The sequence below is a fragment of the Fusobacterium sp. JB019 genome, assembly GCA_030673965.1.
Lineage (GTDB): Bacteria > Fusobacteriota > Fusobacteriia > Fusobacteriales > Fusobacteriaceae > Fusobacterium_B.
Genome location: JAUTCN010000019.1, coordinates 83,420 through 104,024, shown reverse-complemented (window position 1 = coordinate 104,024; position 20,605 = coordinate 83,420). Strand labels below are relative to the sequence as shown.

Annotated in this window: 18 protein-coding genes, 1 rRNA gene and 1 riboswitch; all 19 genes read left to right on the top strand. The window is 27.9% G+C overall.

Features of this window, described 5'->3' with window-relative positions:
- The 19 genes from rrf (at window position 1) to lon (ending at window position 20,588) form a co-directional block, all read left to right on the top strand.
- Window positions 1–116, top strand: a 5S ribosomal RNA gene (gene rrf / locus Q7K47_09935).
- Window positions 117–205: 89 nt separating this feature from the next.
- Entirely contained in the window at window positions 206–1,429 is a 1,224-nt protein-coding gene (locus tag Q7K47_09930) for an FtsW/RodA/SpoVE family cell cycle protein (GenBank protein MDP0507513.1), read from the top strand.
- Between the two features lie 74 nt (window positions 1,430–1,503).
- A complete protein-coding gene (locus Q7K47_09925; protein ID MDP0507512.1) occupies window positions 1,504–1,692 on the top strand; it encodes a DUF896 domain-containing protein in 189 nt (62 codons plus the stop codon).
- A gap of 11 nt (window positions 1,693–1,703) precedes the next feature.
- The gene (asnS, locus tag Q7K47_09920; GenBank protein MDP0507511.1) at window positions 1,704–3,095 is read left to right on the top strand and encodes an asparagine--tRNA ligase; all 1,392 of its coding nucleotides are present in this window, start codon (window positions 1,704–1,706) and stop codon (window positions 3,093–3,095) included.
- 39 nt (window positions 3,096–3,134) lie between these two features.
- Window positions 3,135–4,169, top strand: coding sequence for an alpha/beta hydrolase-fold protein (locus tag Q7K47_09915; GenBank protein ID MDP0507510.1), 1,035 nt, complete (start codon window positions 3,135–3,137; stop codon window positions 4,167–4,169).
- Between the two features lie 62 nt (window positions 4,170–4,231).
- The gene (locus tag Q7K47_09910) at window positions 4,232–4,531 is read left to right on the top strand and encodes a hypothetical protein (protein MDP0507509.1); all 300 of its coding nucleotides are present in this window, start codon (window positions 4,232–4,234) and stop codon (window positions 4,529–4,531) included.
- Window positions 4,532–4,543: 12 nt separating this feature from the next.
- Window positions 4,544–6,349 carry a polysaccharide deacetylase family protein gene (locus tag Q7K47_09905; GenBank protein ID MDP0507508.1) on the top strand — a complete coding sequence of 602 codons (1,806 nt, stop codon included), beginning with the start codon at window positions 4,544–4,546 and terminating at the stop codon, window positions 6,347–6,349.
- An 18-nt stretch (window positions 6,350–6,367) separates the two neighbouring features.
- Complete coding sequence (locus Q7K47_09900; protein ID MDP0507507.1) at window positions 6,368–7,111, top strand: MipA/OmpV family protein; 744 nt, start codon at window positions 6,368–6,370, stop codon at window positions 7,109–7,111.
- A gap of 47 nt (window positions 7,112–7,158) precedes the next feature.
- Window positions 7,159–7,245, top strand: a riboswitch (SAM riboswitch).
- Between the two features lie 111 nt (window positions 7,246–7,356).
- The gene (gene metK / locus Q7K47_09895) at window positions 7,357–8,511 is read left to right on the top strand and encodes a methionine adenosyltransferase (protein ID MDP0507506.1); all 1,155 of its coding nucleotides are present in this window, start codon (window positions 7,357–7,359) and stop codon (window positions 8,509–8,511) included.
- A gap of 172 nt (window positions 8,512–8,683) precedes the next feature.
- The gene (gene rimP / locus Q7K47_09890) at window positions 8,684–9,157 is read left to right on the top strand and encodes a ribosome maturation factor RimP (GenBank protein ID MDP0507505.1); all 474 of its coding nucleotides are present in this window, start codon (window positions 8,684–8,686) and stop codon (window positions 9,155–9,157) included.
- A gap of 22 nt (window positions 9,158–9,179) precedes the next feature.
- Window positions 9,180–10,241, top strand: coding sequence for a transcription termination factor NusA (nusA, locus tag Q7K47_09885; protein ID MDP0507504.1), 1,062 nt, complete (start codon window positions 9,180–9,182; stop codon window positions 10,239–10,241).
- Entirely contained in the window at window positions 10,234–10,752 is a 519-nt protein-coding gene (locus Q7K47_09880; protein ID MDP0507503.1) for a DUF448 domain-containing protein, read from the top strand. The genes nusA and Q7K47_09880 overlap by 8 nt, the downstream gene beginning before the upstream one ends.
- 25 nt (window positions 10,753–10,777) lie before the next feature.
- The gene (gene infB, locus Q7K47_09875; GenBank protein ID MDP0507502.1) at window positions 10,778–12,892 is read left to right on the top strand and encodes a translation initiation factor IF-2; all 2,115 of its coding nucleotides are present in this window, start codon (window positions 10,778–10,780) and stop codon (window positions 12,890–12,892) included.
- A 31-nt stretch (window positions 12,893–12,923) separates the two neighbouring features.
- Entirely contained in the window at window positions 12,924–13,286 is a 363-nt protein-coding gene (rbfA, locus tag Q7K47_09870; protein MDP0507501.1) for a 30S ribosome-binding factor RbfA, read from the top strand.
- A 9-nt stretch (window positions 13,287–13,295) separates the two neighbouring features.
- Complete coding sequence (gene recJ / locus Q7K47_09865; GenBank protein MDP0507500.1) at window positions 13,296–14,981, top strand: single-stranded-DNA-specific exonuclease RecJ; 1,686 nt, start codon at window positions 13,296–13,298, stop codon at window positions 14,979–14,981.
- Window positions 14,982–15,010: 29 nt separating this feature from the next.
- The gene (gene tig / locus Q7K47_09860) at window positions 15,011–16,300 is read left to right on the top strand and encodes a trigger factor (protein MDP0507499.1); all 1,290 of its coding nucleotides are present in this window, start codon (window positions 15,011–15,013) and stop codon (window positions 16,298–16,300) included.
- 90 nt (window positions 16,301–16,390) lie between these two features.
- Window positions 16,391–16,972 (top strand): ATP-dependent Clp endopeptidase proteolytic subunit ClpP, encoded by a 582-nt coding sequence (gene clpP / locus Q7K47_09855; GenBank protein ID MDP0507498.1) that lies wholly within the window; start codon window positions 16,391–16,393, stop codon window positions 16,970–16,972.
- Window positions 16,973–16,997: 25 nt separating this feature from the next.
- Complete coding sequence (gene clpX, locus Q7K47_09850) at window positions 16,998–18,269, top strand: ATP-dependent Clp protease ATP-binding subunit ClpX (GenBank protein MDP0507497.1); 1,272 nt, start codon at window positions 16,998–17,000, stop codon at window positions 18,267–18,269.
- Window positions 18,270–18,272: 3 nt separating this feature from the next.
- Window positions 18,273–20,588, top strand: coding sequence for an endopeptidase La (gene lon / locus Q7K47_09845; protein ID MDP0507496.1), 2,316 nt, complete (start codon window positions 18,273–18,275; stop codon window positions 20,586–20,588).
- The last annotated feature ends 17 nt before the right edge of the window (window positions 20,589–20,605 follow it).

Below are 20,605 nucleotides of genomic sequence, written 5' to 3'. Positions count from 1 at the left end.
TTGGCAAGAATAGCTATGAGGGTACACCTAGTAACATACCGAACCTAGAAGTTAAGCTCATAAACGCTGAAAGTACTTGGGGGGCAGCCCTCTGGGAGGATAAGAACTTGCCAATCTTTTTTTTATTTTTTGGAAAAATATTTAGATTATGTTATAATTTATGAGACTAAAAGTATTTAAAATATTGATAATGTAAGGAAAAATAATGGAAAAAAATAAAAATATTTATCAACAAAAAAAAATAATTGAAAATGATATAGAGAAAGTATTAAAAGAACAAAATAGAGAAAAACTAATAAAAAGAAGGCGAAGAGTTTTAAGTGGGATTATAGGGGTTATAATAATTTTAGGAATTTTAAATATTTCAAGTATATCTTATTACAGAGAAGGAATTTTAAATAAAGGAAAATATTGCCTTTATTTAGGAATAGGATCTCTATTATATTGTATTTTAAGTTGTAATAATTATAAAATTTTAAAAAATAAAAAAAGTATAGTGTTTATACACGCAGTTTCTTATAGTGTGTTGCTTTTTTTATGGATAGGAAGCTCTTTATTTCCTAGTTTAGTTAGGGAAATAAATGGAGCTACCGGATGGTTAGATTTAGGTTTTATAACTGTTCAACCTGCAGAGCTTTTAAAGGTGGGATATATAATTTTATTAGCTCATGTGTTTTCAAAAAGTGAGGAAAATAATTCAAGTATGTCTCAATTACTAATTCCATCAATTTTTATATGGATTTTATTTACACTTTTAATAATTTTAGAAAATGATTTAGGTACAGCAATTCATTATTTTTGTATATTTATATTTATGTTATTTTTTACAAAATTTAAAGATAAGTGGATACTAAGATTAACAATAGGTGGAGGAGCTTTAGGAATAGGACTTTTAACATTTATTTATAGAAGTACATCGGATAATTATAGATTTGTAAGGGTGAAAATGTTTTTAGATGGAATAATTAAGGATAATTATATAGGTAATGTAGATGAAGGATATCAAGTTGCTCAGTCTCTTCTTGCTTTTGGGAATGGTGGAATTTTAGGTAGAAGTTATGGAGCAGGAGTACAAAAATATAATTATTTACCAGAAATACATACAGATTTTATAATGGCTTTATTTGGGGAAGAATTGGGGTTTATAGGTATTATGTTTGTTATTTTATTATTTTTTTTATTATATAATTTAATATTAGAAATAGGCTTAGAATGTAAAGATAGTTTTGGAAGATATATAGCAATAGGAGTAGGCGGATTTATAATAACTCAGTTTTTAATTAATTTTTTTGTGGCTTTAGGTTTATTACCAGTATTTGGAATTCCAATGCCACTATTTAGTTATGGAGGAAGTTCTATAATGACAATTATGGTAGCTTTAGGAATTGTAGCAAGTATAAACAATAGAGCTATGTTTGACAAAAAATAAAATAAAATGTATAATACTTTAGATTTATAAATATGATAGATTGCCACTAATATGTTATAATATAGGAGATAAAAATGGAAATGAAAGATATAGTTGTAAAGGTAAATTATTTTGCTAATTTATCAAAAAAAAGGACTTTGACAGAAGAGGAGTTATCTGAAAGAAATAAATATAGAAAGCTTTATATGGAAAAATTCAGAGCTCAAGTTAAGGGACATTTAGATAGAATAAAAATAGTAGACGATAAAGAGAACTTAAATTAAGGGGGAGTTTCATGAGTTGTGTTACAGTAAGAGAACTATATAGAAATGAAAAAGAGTTGTTAGGAAAAGAGGTAGAAGTTTCTGGATGGCTTAGAAAAATAAGAGCTCAAAAAAACTTTGGTTTTATAGAAATAAATGATGGTAGCTTTTTTAAAGGTATGCAAATTGTATATGATACAAGTTTAGAAAATTTTGAGGAGATATCTCATTTATCTATTTCTTCTTCAATAGTTGTGAAAGGGATATATCAAGAATCTCAAGGGAAAGGTCAAAATGCGGAGATAATAGCTACTGAAGTTAGAATAGAACAGAAAGCAGCATTAGATTATCCACTTCAAAACAAAAGACATTCTTTTGAATATTTGAGAGAGATAGCACATTTAAGACCAAGAACAAATACTTTTTCTGCTGTATTTAGAGTAAGATCAGTATTAGCTTATGCAATACATAAGTATTTTCAAGAGAAAAATTTTGTATATGTACATACTCCAATAATAACATCTTCAGATACTGAAGGAGCAGGAGAAATGTTTAGAGTTACAACTTTAGATATGAATGATTTACCTAAAAAAGAAAATGGAAAAGTAGATAATACTAAAGATTTCTTTGGTAAAAGTACTAACTTAACAGTAAGTGGACAACTTAGTGTTGAGACATATTGTTCTGCTTTTAGAAATGTTTATACATTTGGACCTACATTTAGAGCTGAAAATTCAAATACTTCAAGACATGCTTCTGAATTCTGGATGATAGAACCAGAAATGGCATTTGCAGATTTAACAGTAAATATGGATGTTGCTGAAGAAATGGTTAAGTATATAATTAAATATGTTATGGAAAATTGTCCTGAAGAAATAGAATTTTTTAATAAATTTATAGAAAAAGGATTAGTAGATAAATTAAACAATGTTTTAAATAGTGAATTTGCAAGATTAACTTACACAGAAGCAGTAGATATATTAATGAAATCAGGACATAAATTTGATTATAAAGTTGAATGGGGAATAGATTTACAAAGTGAACATGAAAGATTCTTAGCTGAAAATTATTTTAGGAAACCTGTATTTTTAACAGATTATCCAAAAGAAATAAAAGCTTTTTATATGAAATTGAATGAAGATGAAAAAACAGTTAGAGCTATGGATTTATTAGCTCCAGGAATTGGAGAAATAATTGGTGGTTCTCAAAGAGAAGATAAATTAGAAATATTAGAAGGAAAAATGGATGAATTAGGGTTAGACAAAGAAGAATATAAATTCTATACAGATTTAAGAAAATATGGTAGTTTCCCTCATTCAGGTTATGGACTAGGTTTTGAAAGAATGATGATGTATATTACAGGAATTACAAACATTCGTGATGTAATACCATTCCCAAGAACACCAGGAAATGCAGCATTTTAGATTAAAGTTAATTAAATAAAAAAGAAAGGAGATAGGAAAATGGTTATTAGTCTTTTTGTGACAGTAGTATTTTTATGTCTTCTTTTTTACTTTGTAACTTATCCTTATAAATTTAGGTTTAAGAGAAAATTAAAAAGAGTATTATCTTATGAAGAGGTTAAATATAATAAAGGAAAAGGGTTAGAATTAAATGATATAAGTAAAGAAGAAGTTAATGATAATCTTAAAATACAAATTAAAAATATAGAAAGCGTTCATGTTAAAGAAAGTATGAGATTTATTATAGTTACTCCCAAAAAAAAATTAGATTTAAAAGATCTTCCTTGTTTAGTTTTACTTCATGGAATTAGAGATTCTAGTGAGGATTGGTTAGAGAGAGGAAAATTATTAGAAAATTATTTAAAATTAAAAAAAAATAGGGAAATAGGAGATATGATTTTTATATTGCCTGATTCTGGATACAATGGTGAAAGTTGGTATACCAACTTTTATGAGGATAATAATTATAAATATGAAGATTATATAATGGATGAATTATATAAAGAAATAAGAAAGATTACTCCAAATGGAAAATTAGGGATAGCAGGTTTTTCTATGGGAGGCTATGCAGCGTATAAAATAGGTTTAAGACATCTTAAACATTTTCAAGTAGTTGGAAGTTTTTCAGGAGCTGTAAGTCTTATAAGAATGAGCGTAAATAGAAGAGTTATGAGAATAATGAAATATGTTTATATTCCTAAAATTTTATTTAATGATGTAGATAAATCAAATTTTATAAAAATTTTTAGTCCGTGGGGTTGGAGAATTTTAAAACAGGATCCATATAGTATAATTAAAATCATGGAAGAAAAAGAATTTAAAGGAAAGAAATTTTATTTGAGTGTAGGATCTGAAGATAAAAAACCTTATCTAATGTTTCAACAATGGATTGATATAGTAGGAAGATTGAAGAAATATAATGTGGATTTTCAAGGGTATATTTATAAAAATGAATATCATACTTGGGAGTTTATTTCTAAAGATATTTCTTGCTTTTTAAAGTACTTTAATAAAAATATAAATAATATTGACTAAAGCGTAAAAATTATGTTATGCTCGAGGAAAATATTGACTTAATAGTCAAGGAGTGTGTAATTTTGAAAAAGTTAGGTTTGATAGTTATTACAATTTTAATGAGCTCTTGTTCTGGAATACGTTATTATAATAATTATGAATTTAAAAAAAGTTATAATGCTTCTGAAAAAATGTTTGATAAAGTTTTAGAAGAAGAAATTACAACTAAAAAGTTAAAAAAATTAAAAAAACGTTTTAAAATACTTGAGAGACAATTATATGAAGAAAATGAGAATTACTCTAGAATAAATCAAGAAATAGTAGAAAAATATGATGGAAAAATAAAGCATTATATTATGTTAATAAAAGATTTAGAAGATTAAAAGTGAGGTAATATGAATATATTAATGGCATTATCTCAGTTAGAAGTTACAGGAGCGGAAGTTTACGCAGTAACTCTTAGCAATGAGTTAATAAAAAGAGGGAATAAAGTTTTTGTTGTTTCAGATACTTTAACTAAAGAAACAAAAGCGGAGTATTTTAAAGTTGAATTTAATAAAAGAAGTTTATTTCAAAGAACTAATCATGTAATAAAATTACTAAAAATTATAAAAGAAAATGATATACAGGTTGTTCATGCCCACTCTAGAGCTTCTGCTTGGAGTGCTTCTTTAGCTTGTAAAATAGCTAGAATTCCACTGATAACAACCACTCATGGAAAGCAACCAGTACATTTAAGTAGGAAATTAATTAAATGTTTTGGAGATTATGGAATAACAGTTTGCGAAAATGTTCAACATCAATTAGTAACAGAGTTAGGAGTGGATAAATCTAAAATAGAAGTTTTAAGAAATCCAGTGGATTGTAGAGAATATCATTTTAATCCAATGGAAGATAACAAAGAAAATGTTGTAGTTTCTATTATAGGAAGATTATCTGGTCCAAAAGGGGATGTTTGTTATGATATATTAGAAGAAATTTACAAAAGAAGTGATTTGAAAATTAGAGTCATAGGAGGAAAAACAGTTCCTAAAAGATTTGAAAAATTTAAAGATAAAGTTGAATTCATGGGTTATATTAATAATGTTTATGAAGAAATTTGTAATTCGTCAATAGTTATAGGAGCAGGCAGAGTTGCTGTTGAGGGAATTTTATCAGGAAGACCAGTTATTGCTGTTGGAGAAAATGAATATTTAGGAGCTATTGGAATAAGTAATATAGAGTATGGTTTAAAAAGTAATTTTGGAGATATTAGTATAATCGAAAATCTATCAGGTAAAGTAGAAGTAAGAGGAATATCTCAAGATATTAATAATGCAATAGCAAAATCTCATGGAAGTTTATTGGAATTGAGGAATAAAGTTGAAAGGAACTTTTCTTTGGAAAAAATAGTGGATAGAATAGAAAAAATTTATTCTAAACAATATGTGTTAAAAAAAAGATATGAAATACCAATTGTAATGTATCATAGAGTTATAAAGGGTGAAGAAGAAGAAAAAGGAGTTCATGGTACATATATAGAGGAAAAATTTTTTAGACAGCATATGCAGTATTTGAAAGACAAAGGTTATGAAACAGTTACTTTTGAGGATTTAAGTAATAATAATTATAAACAAAGATTTGAAAAAGGAAAAAAACTTATAATCCTTACTTTTGATGATGGTTATAAGGATAATTATGAACTAGCATTTCCAATTCTTAAAGAATTTGGTTTTAAAGCAGTTATTTATTTATTAGGTGAATTAAAATACAATAAATGGGATGTGGAAAATGGATTTACCCCAGAAAAAGTTTTTCATTTAATGTCAGATGAAGAAATTTTAGAGATGCAAGATTATGGGATAGAGTTTGGTGGACATTCAATGACTCATTCAAAGATGGGAGATCTAAATCCTAAAATTGCAAAAAAAGAAATAATTGAAAGTAAAGAAATTTTAGAAAAAAAATTAGGAAAAAAATTAATAAGTTTTGCATATCCTTATGGACATAGAAGCGATGTTGTTAAAAGATTTGTTGAAGAAGCAGGGTATGAGTTTGCTGTAACTACAGATAATGGAGATGTTTCATTTCAAGAAAATTTATTTGATATAAGAAGAATAGCTATTTTTCCTACCAATGGAAAGTTTAGTTTTAAAAGAAAAGTTGCAGGTAATTATAATTTTATAAAAATAAAAAGAGAAGAGAAGCATATGAACAAATAATTATAATGGAGGGATTTTATGAAGAAAATAGCTTTAATTTCCTCAGCACTATTATTAGCGTCACAAGTAGCTTTAGGATCTAGTGTAGGAATAGGATATGGTGTTACAAATGAATTCTTCAAAGGTGGAGATAATTCTTATGTTTTACCAATGTTAAATTATGAGTACGATAATTATTTTATAGATGCAAAAACGACTAATAGTATACATTTAGGGTATAGATTTTTACAAGATGATATTTATACTTTTTCTTTGTATGCAATACCTTTTGGAGGTTATGAAGTTGAAGCAAGTGATTTGGATTCAGGATATAAAGGAATTGATGATAGAGATTATCAATTTATGTTAGGAAGTGAATTTAAATATTATAATGGAATTTATGATATAGAAACAATATTGAATGCGGAAGTAGGTAAAGAAGGAGGGACAGTATCTCTTAGAATAGAAAAACCTTATGTTGTAAATGCTGATTTAATAGTAAAACCTTCAGTAAGTTTTAGTTATTATAATTCTAGTTTAGTAGATTACTATTTTGGTATAGATTCTGGGGAAGCTTCTACTAGTACAGTTTTAAATTCTTATGATGGGGATGATGGATATTCTATAGGAATAGGAGTTACAAGTTCTTATAGATTGACAGATGCTTTTTCTTTACTAGGTTTTATAGGTATAATGAAATTTTCTGATGAAATTAAAAACTCTCCTATTGTTGAGAACGGTTTAGTTTATGCAGGGGGAGTTGGAATCATATATACTTTTTAAAAAAAATCTTGACTTTTTGAACAAAGAATAATAAAATATATACTGAAATACCATCAAGAGAGACGGAGGGATTGGCCCGTAGATGTCTCAGCAACCTACATTATTGTGTGGTGCTAATTCCAAATAGATGGGACAAGTATGAATATATTATGTCCTTTCCTATGGAAAGGACTTTTTATTTGAAAATAAAAATTTGGAATATATTATTATAATGTTTAGATATATAATATTTTAAGGAGGATTTAATGGAAGATTTAATTTATTTTACTTCAGAATGCGTTTCCCCAGGACATCCAGATAAAGTTTCTGATCAAATATCAGATGCAGTTTTAGATGCGTGTTTGAAAGATGATCAAGAATCAAGAGTAGCGTGTGAAGTATTTTGTACAACAGGACAGGTTATAGTTGGAGGTGAAATAACAACTAAAACTTTTGTAAATATTCAAAATGTAGTAAGAGATAAAATAAGAGAAATAGGATATAAACCAGGAATGGGATTTGACAGTGACTGTGGGGTCTTTAATTCAATACATGCTCAATCTCCAGATATTGCAATGGGAGTTGATAGAGGTGGAGCAGGAGACCAGGGAATAATGTTTGGTGGAGCTGTAAAAGAAACTCCAGAACTTATGCCACTTGCTCTTATATTAGCAAGAGAAATATTAAAAGTTTATGTGGAATTAAAAGATAATGGGGTATTAGCTTGGGCAAGACCAGATGCTAAATCTCAGGTAACTTTAGCTTATGATAAAAATGAAAAAATACAATTTGTTGAAGCAATAGTAGTATCAGCTCAACATAATCCAGATGTTACACAAGAAAAAATCCATAAAGATTTAAAAGAATTGGTGATAGATCCTGTTCTTAGAAAATATAATTTGAAATTTGAAGATGTAAAAAAAATATTTATAAATCCTACAGGTCAATTTATAATTGGGGGACCTCACGGAGATACAGGATTAACAGGTAGAAAAATTATAGTTGATACATATGGTGGGTACTTTAGACATGGAGGAGGAGCTTTTTCTGGAAAAGACCCTTCTAAAGTTGATAGATCTGCAGCTTATGCAGCAAGATGGGTTGCAAAAAATATAGTTGCAGCTGATTTAGCTTACAAATGTGAGGTTCAATTATCTTATGCCATAGGAGTAGTAGAGCCAATATCAATAAAAGTGGATACATTTGGAACAGGGAAAGTTGATGAAATAGACTTATCGAAAGCAGTAAAAAATATATTTGATTTAACTCCAAGAGGGATTGAAAGAGATTTAAAATTAAGAAGCGGAGAATTTAAATATCAAGATCTTGCAGCTTTTGGTCACATAGGAAGAACTGATATTGATCTTCCTTGGGAAAGAATAGATAAAGTAGAAGAATTAAAAAAATATTTTAATTTATAAATGACAAAAAACAAGTCTTTATGACCTTGGTTAGAGGTGCAAAAAATCTAAAGAATGATTGATTTTTTTGGATTTATGTGGTATAATTTCGAGGTAAAGTATATTATTTAGAGAAGAGTGGGGAGACCCACTCTTTATTTATGGTAAGGATTAGAAAGAGAGGTGAATTGTTTTGGAAAAGGAAGAAAAACTGAAGGTTATAGAAAAAATAGAGAAGATAGTTAATCCAGTTTTAAAAGAAATGAAATTAGAACTAGTTGATATAGAATATCTTCAAGATGGTGGATACTGGTATGTAAGGGTTTATATAGAGTATTTAGATAAGGAAGTATCTTTAGATGATTGTGCTAAAGTAAGTTTAGCTATTGATGAAGATATTGATAAGATTATTGACAAAAAGTTCTTTTTAGAAATTTCTTCACCTGGGATAGAAAGACCTTTGAAAAAGCCAAGAGATTTTATTAGATTTCAAGGTTCAAAGATAAGAGTAAGTCTAAAACATAAGTTAAATGATAAAAAGAATTTTGAAGGTATATTAACAAAATTTGAAAACGATACTGTATTTCTTCAAACTGAGGAAGAATTACAAATACCATTTAAAGAGATTAGGAAGTCTAATCTAGTCTATGATTTTAAAGATAATTAAAATTAGACTTTAGGAGGAGAAAATGAGAAGTAAAGACGGTAAAAAATTTCTAGCAGCATTAGAGGAGTTAGAAAAGTCAAAAGGATTAAGTCAAGAAAGTTTATTAGAAACAGTGGAACAAGCTCTTTTAGCAGCTTATAAAAAACATTTTGGAGAAGAAGAAAATGTTCAGGTTGAAATAAACAGAACAACAGGAGAAATTAAGGTCTATGAATTAAAAACTATTGTTGATGATGTTTATGATGCAGCTTTAGAAATTTCTTTAGAGGATGCTAAAGAATATAAGAAAAGAGTTAAAATAGGTGACGAAATAAAAATTGAAGTTAATTGTGAAGAATTCAGAAGAAATGCAATTCAAAACGGTAAACAAATAGTTATTCAAAAAGTTAGAGAAGCTGAAAGAACAGGGATTTATGATAAATTTAAAGTTAGAGAAAAAGATATAATTATCGGAATTATAAGAAGAATCGACGATAGAAAAAGTATTTTTATAGAGTTTGATGGGACTGAAGCAGTTCTACCTATATCAGAGCAATCACCATCTGATGTATATAGAGTAGGGGATAGAATTAAAGTTTATGTTGCAGAAGTTGAAAAAACAAGCAAATTCCCTAAAATAGTAATATCTAGAAAAAATGAGGGACTTTTAAGAAAATTATTTGAATTAGAAATCCCTGAAATATCTGAAGGATTAATAGAAATTAAATCAGTTGCAAGAGAAGCTGGATCAAGAGCTAAAATAGCAGTTTATTCTGAAGATAAAAATATTGATACAATAGGAGCTTGTATAGGACAAAAAGGACTAAGAATAAGAAATATTGTAGATGAATTAAATGGAGAAAAAATAGATATAGTTGAATGGAAAGAATCAAGAGAAGAATTTGTATCAGCAGTACTTAGCCCAGCAAAAGTAAATAGTGTTGAAATTTTAGAAGATGATACTACAGCAAGAGTTATTGTTGACCCTTCTCAATTATCATTAGCTATTGGTAAAAATGGTCAAAATGCAAGATTAGCAGCAAAATTAACTGGAATGAGAGTAGATATAAAAGTAAAAGAAACAACAGAGGAAAACAATGACTAAGATTTCTGAAAGAACATGTATAATCTGTAGGAAAAAATATACTAAAGATAAATTGTTTAGGATTGTTGAAAAAGGCTCTAAATATTCCTTTGATGAGAAAATGAAGGCTCAACAAAGAGGGAAATATGTATGCAAATCTCAAGAATGTATAAAAAGATTATCAAAACATAAGAAAATAAAAATGGAAATAGATGACTTACTAAAAATGTTAAACTTATTAAAAAAAGATACCAAGGATTATCTTAAAGTTTTGAAAGCAATGAAAAATTCTCAAGAATTAGTTTTTGGAATAAATATGATTTTAGAAGAGATAGATAAAATTCATTTTATGATAATAGCTGAAGATATAAGCGAAAAAAATGATAATAAATTAATAAAAAAAGCAAATGAAAAAAACATTAGTTATGTTCATTATGGAAGTAAAATTCAGTTAGGAGAAATATTCAACAAAGAAGAAGTAAATGTGATTGCTGTTAAAAATAAGAAGGTGGCCCGAGGACTTATAGAATAAGTTTTGAAGGGGGTGCTAAGAATAAATGAAAGTAAGAGTTCATGAATTAGCAAAAAAATATGAGATAGGAAATAAAGAGTTTTTAAGCTTGATTAAAGAATTAGGGATAGAGGTATCTTCTCATTTATCTGGTTTAACAGATGATCAGGTAGATAAAATAAAAAATCATTTTTTAAAAGATGATAAAAAAGAGAGAAAAAATAAAAATAAAAAGAAAAAAATAAAAAATAAAGAAAATAAAGAGGTAAAAAACATAGATAAGAAAAAAGAGAAAAAAAATAAAAATAAAAAAAAGAAAAAAGGTAGAAGAGCAGATTTTGTTGTTAAAAAAGCAGACACAGAAGCTGGTGTTTTAGTAGAAGAAGATGGAATAAAAATAATAAAAATGAGAGGTGAAATGACTTTAGGTGATTTTGCTGAAAAATTAGGAGTGAATAGTTCTAGTTTAATAAAAAAATTATTTTTGCAAGGTGGAATGTATACAATAAACAGTCCAGTTAATTTAGAATTAGCAGAAGAATTAGCAGCAGAATATGATATCTTAGTAGAAGCTGAAGAAGAAGAAAAAATTGAATTTGGAGATAAATTTGCTTTAGAGATAGAAGATAAAGAAGCTGATTTAGAAGAAAGAGCTCCAGTTATAACAATAATGGGACATGTTGACCATGGTAAAACATCTCTTTTAGATGCAATTAGAAGTACTCAAGTTGTTGATGGAGAAGCTGGTGGAATTACACAAAAAATAGGTGCTTATCAAGTTGTTAAAGATGGTAAAAAAATAACTTTTGTAGATACACCAGGACATGAGGCTTTTACAGATATGAGAGCAAGAGGAGCGCAAGTAACTGATATAGCAATATTAGTTGTAGCTGCAGATGATGGTGTAATGCCACAAACAGTTGAGGCAATATCACATGCTAAAGCTGCTAATGTTCCAATAATTATAGCAGTTAACAAAATAGATAAGCCAGAAGCTAATCCTTTAAAAGTTAAACAAGAGTTAATGGAATATGGTTTAGTTTCAGTTGAATGGGGTGGAGACGTAGAATTTGTAGAAGTTTCTGCTAAAGCTAGAATGAATCTAGATGATTTATTAGAAACAATTCTATTAACAGCTGAAATATTAGAACTAAAAGCTAATCCTAAAAAAAGAGGTAAGGCAGTAGTTCTTGAATCTAAATTAGATGCACAAGTTGGGCCAGTTGCAGATATATTAATCCAAGAGGGTAATGTGAAAATTGGAGACGTTGTTGTTGCAGGAGAATCTTATGGTAAAATAAGAGCTCTAATTGATGATAAAGGTAAAAAAGTAAATAAAGCTGAAATGTCTCAACCAGTTGAAATAATAGGATTTAATACTGTTCCAGATGCAGGAGATTCTGTTTATGTAATTCAAAATGAACAACATGCAAAAAGAATAGTTGAAGAAATGACTAAAGAAAGAAGATTAGGAGAACAATCAAGAAAAACAGTAACTCTAGAGTCATTATCAGAAAGTTTTGAACAAGAAGGAATTAAGGAATTAAACTTAGTTATAAGAGCTGATTCTAAAGGATCTGCACAAGCACTAGTTGAATCATTAATGAAATTAAATAATGATGAAGTTGCAGTTAATATAGTTCAAGCAACTCCAGGAGCAATAACTGAAAGTGATGTAAGACTTGCAGAAGTTTCAGGAGCAATTGTGGTAGGATTTAATGTTAGACCAACAACTAAAGCTATAAAAGATGCTGAAAAAGCAGGAATAGAAATAAGAACATCTTCTATAATTTATGAAATAATTGAAGATGTAGAAAAAGCTTTAACAGGTATGTTAAAACCAGAATATAAAGAAAGCTATTTAGGAAGAATAGAAATCAAACAAATATTCAAAGTTACAAAAGTAGGAAATGTAGCTGGATGTGTTGTTGTAGATGGAAAAGTAAGAAGAGAGTCAAATGTAAGAATACTTAGAAATGGAACTATTGTATATGAAGGGAAATTAGCATCTTTAAAAAGATTTAAAGATGATGTTAAAGAAGTTGTTGCTGGTCAAGAATGTGGATTAGGAATAGAAAACTTTAATGATATAAAAGTAGATGATATAGTAGAAGCATTTGATGTTGTAGAAATAAAAAGAACTCTTAACGATAAAAAATAAGTTTACTTTTTAATTAGAAGGAGGCAAGAAAATGAGAAAAGAAAGATTAGCTTCTATAGAAAAGGAAATATTAAGGGTTGTTTCAATGCTATTTTTAAGTGATATAAAAAATCCAAAAGTTAAAGGTTTAGTTTCTTTAACAAAAGTTAGAGTAACAGAAGACTTGAAATTTGCAGATTTATATTTTACAGTTTTACCTGTACAAGGTAAAAATATAGATAACTCAAAAGTTTTAGAAGGTTTAAATGAAATAAGAGGTTTTCTAAGAAAAGAAGTAGCAAGAAATTTAGCCCTTAGATATACACCTGAAATGAGAGTTAAATTAGACACCTCTATAGAATACGCTGTTAAAATTTCTAAATTACTAGATGATTTAAAAACAAATAAGGGCTAGGCGAAGACAATGTTGTGGAAAAATAGCAATATAGAAGATTCTTTAGTAAAAGAAAAATCTATAGAATGGGGAACTTCAAATATACTTACAAAACTTTTGTTGAAGAAACAATTAACTGAAAAAGAAGAAGTGAATAAATTTATAAATCCTGATTTAAATCAGCTTAGAGATCCTTTTGAATTTGAAAAAATGGAAGAGGCTGTTTTAAAAATTATAGAAAAAAAGAATAATCATGAAAAGATATATATATATGGTGATTATGATGTTGATGGAATAAGTGCTACAGCTTTTTTAGTTCATGTTTTTAGAAGTATAGGAATAAAAACAGGCTATTATATTCCAAATAGAATGGAAGAAAACTATGGATTTGATAAAAAAACTGCAGATTTCGTAAAAAGCAAGAAAGGAAAACTTGTAATTACTGTAGATACAGGAGCAAACTCAATAGAGGATATAAGATATGCTAAAAGCATAGGTGTAGATATTATAGTTACAGATCATCATAAATCTGAAAAAGAAGAATTTGATGATGAGTATATCTTGATAAATCCTAAAATAAGCAAGACATATAAATTTAAATATTTGTCTGGAGCAGGAGTAGCTTTAAAATTAGCTCAAGGTTTATACAGAAAATTAGGAATATCTGAAGAAAATTTATATAAATACTTAGATATAATAATGATAGGAACAGTTGCAGATGTTGTTCCGATGATTGATGAGAATAGAATAATTATTAGCAATGGTCTAAAGGTTTTGAAAAATACTAATGTTAATGGATTATTTTATCTTTTGAAGTATTTAAGATTTCAAAATAAAAGAATAACTACAACTGATGTAAGCTATTTTATTTCTCCTTTGATAAATTCCTTGGGAAGAATAGGAATTTCAAAAGTGGGAGCAGATTTTTTCATAGAAGAGGATGATTTTAAAATATATAATATCATTGAAGAAATGAAAAAAATGAATAAAATAAGAAGAAGATTAGAAAAAAAAATATTTGATGAAGCTATTGATATAATAGAGTCTTATACAGATAATAGGCAAGAAAAATATATATATTTAAAGTCTAAAAATTGGCATCCAGGGGTTATTGGGGTGGTATCTTCAAGATTATCCATAAAGTACGGTGTTCCAGTAATATTAGTAGCTATTAGCAATGGAGTTGGAAAAGCTTCTTGTAGAAGTAGTAATGGAGTCAATGTATTTAATATATTTGCAGATATAAAAGATAACTTTATTAGGTTTGGAGGACATGATTTAGCAGCAGGATTTGTAGCTAAAGTTGAAAATTTAGATAAAATTGAAAAAATATTTGCGGAAAAAGTTAATAATTTAGATAAAGAAAAAGAACGTCAAATAATAGAAATTGATACAGAACTATCAGTTAATGATATAGATGAAAATTTGTTGGAAGATATGAAAAAATTATCTCCTTATGGATTATCAAATAAGCAGCCATTATTTTCAGATAAAAATATTGAAATAAAAACAATTGAAAAGTTTGGAGTGGAAGATAGACATTTTAGTGGAATCTTGAGAAAAGATAATAAAGAATATTCTTATATTGCTTTTAATTTATCAAATGATATAAAAAATATAAAGAATTTAAATGATTTAAAAATAGTTTATTATCCTGAAAAAATAATGGTAAGAGGTAAAGAAAGATATAACATAAGAATAAAGAGTATAAAATAAATTTTATATAAAAAACTAAGGAGGAAAAAATGAAACACGAAATTAAAAAACTTGAAAAATCAGCTTTAGAGATTACAATGACTTGGGATAAGGAAGAATTTGCACCAGTAGAGAAGCAAGTACTTGCAGAAATTCAAAAAAATGTAGAGGTTCCAGGATTCAGAAAAGGACATGCACCTATTGATCAAATAGAATCAAAATTCGAAAAAGAAATTAAAGAAGAAATTACTGACAAATTAATCAAAACAGATTTTGTAAATGTTATAAAGGAAGAGGAATTAAAACCAATTAGCCCTTTATATAATGCAAAAGCTGATAAAAAAGATGGTGGATTTGAAATCACTGCTTCAATAGATGTATTCCCTGAATTCACATTAGGTCAATATAAAGATTTAGAAATAGAAAAAACAGAATTTGAAATGTCTGATGACAAATTAGAAGCAGCAATAGCTGAATTATTAAAAGGAAAAGCTAAATTAGAAGAGTGTGAAGAAGGACATAAAGCTGAAATGGGAGATACAATGGATCTTGCATTTGAAGGATTTGTTGATGGAGTTGCATTTGAAGGAGGAAAAGCTGATTCTCATACTTTAGAATTAGGAAGTCATTCTTTCATTGATACTTTTGAAGACCAATTAGTAGGATATACTGTAGGACAAGAAGGAGAAGTAAATGTAACTTTCCCTGAGCAATATCATGCAGAAAATTTAGCTGGAAAACCTGCTTTATTTAAAGTAAAAGTAAATGCTATAAAAAAATTAGCTACTCCTGAGTTAAATGATGAATTAGCAAAAGAATTAAAATATGAAAATGTTGAAGATTTAAAAGCTAAATTAGGAGAAGAAACTGAGAAAAAAGGAAAAGAAGCAGCTGAAGTTGAATTTAAAGGAAGAGTATTACAAAAAGTTATGGAATTAACAGAAGTAGAAGTTCCTAAATCTTTAGTAATGCAAGAAGTAGATGCTAAAATCAACCAATTTGCACAACAATTAAAATCTCAAGGAATGGAATTTGAACAATACTTAAAAATGACAGGTTCAACAATGGAAAGTATTTATGATCAATTAGCTCCTATGAGTGAAAACAAAGTAAAAATGGACTTAGTTTTAGATAGAATAGCTCAAGAGGAAAAAATAGAAGTAACAGAAGAAGAATTAACAGAAAAAGCAAAAGAATTTGCAGCTTCTTATGGAATGACATTTGAAGATTTAGAAGCAGAATTAAATAAAAATAAAAAAATGGACGAGTTCAAAGGAAGCATAAAAGCTGATTTAGTAATAAATAAAGCAATGGATTTCTTAGTAGCAAACGTTAAATAAAAATAAAAAAGGAGACATTGGGATTTTCCCAATGTCCCTTTATAGAAAAAATAAAAAGTTTTATTTTTTCTATAAAGGAGGGGATAATATATGTATTATAATCCAGTAGTAATAGAAAGTACTAGCAATGGAGAGAGATCTTATGATATTTATTCAAGGCTATTGAAAGATAGAATTATATTTTTAGGGACAGAGGTAAATGATAATGTAGCAAATGCAATAGTAGCTCAGCTTTTATTTTTAGAAGCAGAGGATCCAGAAAAAGATATAATTATGTATATAAATAGTCCTGGAGGAGTTGTTACAGCAGGAATGGCAATATATGATACTATGAACTATATTAAACCAGATGTTCAAACTATTTGTATAGGTCAAGCTGCAAGTATGGGAGCTTTTCTTTTATCAGCAGGAGCTAAAGGAAAGAGAGCAGCTTTAGAAAATTCAAGGGTGATGATACATCAGCCTCTTGGTGGAGCTCAAGGACAAGCAACAGATATTGAAATTCAAGCTAGAGAAATACTAAAAATAAAAAATACTTTAAGTAAAATTTTAGCTAAAAATTGTGGAAAAACAAAAGAAGAAATATTAAAAGATACAGAGAGAGATAATTTTATGTCAGCAAAAGAGGCATTAGATTACGGAATTATCGATAAAATTTATAACAAAAGATAATGGGATCTTTTAGAAAGGAGACAATATGGATAAGGTAGTTTGTTCTTTTTGTGGAAGATCACAAGAGGAAGTAGGAAAACTTTTTAGAGGAATGGAAGGATCTTATATCTGTGAAGAATGTGTGGAAACATGTTATGAAATGCTAGAATTCTCTGAAGAGGTTATAGAAGAAGTTAAATCTGAAGGAGAGTTAAAAAAATTAGAAGCAATAAAACTTTTAACTCCTAAAAAGATAAAAGAAAAATTAGATGAATATGTAATAGGACAAGAAGAAGCTAAAAAAATTCTTTCTGTTTCTGTTTATAATCATTATAAAAGAATAAAAGTATTAGCAAATAATGGGGATAATAAAGCAGAAGACGATGGAATAGAACTTCAAAAATCTAATGTTTTAGTAATAGGACCAACAGGTTCAGGAAAAACTTTAATGGCTCAAACTCTTGCTAAAATATTACATATACCATTTGCCATAGCAGATGCAACTACTTTAACAGAAGCAGGATATGTTGGGGACGATGTTGAGAATGTTTTAGTTAGATTATTACAAGCAGCTGATTATGATGTAAATGCAGCAGAACATGGAATAATATTTATTGATGAAATAGATAAGATAGCTAGAAAATCTGAAAATACATCTATTACAAGAGATGTATCTGGAGAAGGTGTTCAACAAGCATTATTAAAAATAATAGAAGGAACAAAATCTCAAGTTCCTCCAGAGGGTGGAAGGAAGCATCCTAATCAACCTTTAATTGAAATAGATACTAAAAATATATTATTTATTGTTGGCGGAGCTTTTGAAGGATTAGAAAAAGTAATAAATAAAAGGACACAAAATAAAAATATAGGTTTTGGATCTAATGTAGTTAAAGAAAAATTAGGTAATGAAGGAGAAGTTTTTACAAAAGTTACTCCTGAAGATTTAATAAAACAAGGTATTATTCCTGAATTAGTAGGAAGATTACCGCTTATAACAACATTACAAAATTTAGATGAAGAAGCGTTACTAAGAATATTAGTAGAACCTAAAAATGCAATAGTTAAGCAATATAAAAAATTCTTTGAAATGGAAGATATACAGTTAGAGATAACAGAAGAAGCTTTAAAAGAAGTTGCAAGAAGAGCTTTAGAAAGAAAAATAGGTGCTAGAGGATTAAGAGCAATAATGGAAAGAACTATGATAGAATTAATGTATGAAATTCCATCTAAAAAAGAAGAGAATATAGAAAAAGTGATAGTTGATAAAGATTCTTTAGATGATTATCAAAAGGTAAAGTTAATAAAAAAGGGGGAATAGCAAATGAGCAATAGAATAGCGTTTTTGCCTACAAGAGATTTAGTTACATTTCCAGGAGCAGTTCGTCCGATATATGTGGGAAGAGAAAAAAGTTTAAAAACAATAAATAAAGTGACTGAAAATGAAGAAACTAAAATATTATTAGTTTCTCAAAAAGAACTTGAAAAAGAGAACCCATCTTTTCCTGAAGATGTTTATAAAGTTGGAGTTATAGCTAGTATTTTACAAAAAATTACAATGCCAAATAAAACTATTAAATTATTAATAGAAGTTGAAAAAAAAGTTATTGTTGAAAATATAGAAGATGAGGATGGTTTTATAACAGCAGAGTATACAATAGTTGAACCAGAAACAGAATATGATAAAGAAACGATAGCAGTATATAGAAAAATAGTATCTAACTTTGAAAAATATATAGAAATAGAACAAAATTTATCTAAAGAAATATTGTTAAGTTTAGAGGAAACAGAAAATATTGAAGCAGGATTAGATTTAATATGTAATAATTTAAAAGTTGATACTAAAAAGAAGCAGTCTCTTTTAGAAAAATTTGATGTAAAAGAAAGAGGATTTTATTTATTAGAACTTATATTAAATGAAATGGAAATATTGAAAATAGAAACAAATGTAGAAACAAAAGTAAGAAATAAAATAGATGCTGCTCAAAAAGCTTATTATATAAAAGAGAAAATAAGTGCTCTTAAGGATGAGCTTGGTGGAGAAGGAGAGATTAGCGAAGAAGATGATGAGATTCTAAAAAAATTAGAAAAAGTTAAGCTTCCTCAAGGAGTAAGAAAAAAAATAGAATCAGAATTAAAAAAAGTTTCTAAAATGCCAGCATTTTCTGCAGAAGCATCAGTGTCTAGAAACTATATAGATGTATTACTTGATTTACCTTGGAAAAAAACAACTAAAGATCATTTGGATATAGTTAAAGCTAATGAAATATTAGAAAGAGATCATTATGGATTAAAAGAAGTAAAGGATAGAGTTTTAGATTATTTAGCAGTAAAAAAGCTTAATCCAAAAATGAAAGGAACTATACTTTGTTTAGTAGGACCTCCAGGAGTAGGGAAAACCTCAATTGCAAAATCTATTGCAGATGCAATGGGTAGAAAATTTGTAAGGGTTTCTCTAGGTGGAGTTAGAGATGAAGCAGAAATAAGAGGACATAGAAGAACTTATATAGGTTCTATGCCAGGAAGAATAATGAAGGCTATGAAAATAGCAGGAACTAAAAATCCATTTATTTTATTAGATGAGCTTGATAAAATGGCAAGTGATTTTAAGGGAGACCCAGCATCAGCTATGCTTGAAGTTTTAGATCCAGAGCAAAACATTCATTTTGAAGATCATTATGTGGATTATCCTTTTGATTTATCAGATGTATTTTTCCTTGGAACAGCTAATGATTTAAGAAATATACCAGGACCATTAATTGATAGAATGGAAATAGTGACTATTTCTTCTTATACAGAATTTGAAAAATTAAATATAGCAAAAAGATATATAGTTAAACAACTTCAACAAGAAAATGGATTAGAAAAAATAAAAATTAATATTTCTGATAAAGTAATATTAAAAATAATAAATGAATATACAAGGGAAGCTGGAGTTAGAAATTTAAAAAGAGAAATAAATAACTTATTTAGAAAATTAGCAAGAAAAGTTATTAAAGACAAAGTTTCTAAAGTTAACATAACAGTTTCTAATTTAGAAAAATATTTAGGTAAACCTAAATTTAGACCTGAAAAATTAAAGGAAAAAATAAGCAAAGTTGGAATTGTAAATGGACTTGCTTGGACATCGGTGGGTGGAGTAACATTGGAGGTTCAAGGCGTCTTAATTCCTGGAAAAGGAAATATAACGCTTACAGGTACATTAGGAGACGTAATGAAAGAGTCAGCACAAGTTGCCTTTACTTATGTTAAATCAAACTTTGAAAAATATAATATAAAATCTGAAGATTTTATGAATAAGAAAAATATACATCTTCATTTCCCAGAAGGAGCAACTCCAAAAGATGGACCATCTGCAGGAATAACAATAGTAACAGCAATTTTATCAGTTCTTACAAATAGAAAAATAAGACAAGATGTTGCTATGACAGGAGAAGTAACAATAACAGGAGAAGTTCTTGCTATTGGTGGAGTAAAAGAAAAAGTTATAGGAGCTCATAGAGCAGGAATAAGAGAAGTTATACTTCCAGATGACAATAAAGTTGATGTGGATGAAATACCTTCAGAAGTATTAAAAGAAATGAAAATTAATTTTGCTAAAACTTATGATGACGTGGAAAAAATTGTATTTAAGGGTTAGTAAAAAAGTTAGGAGAT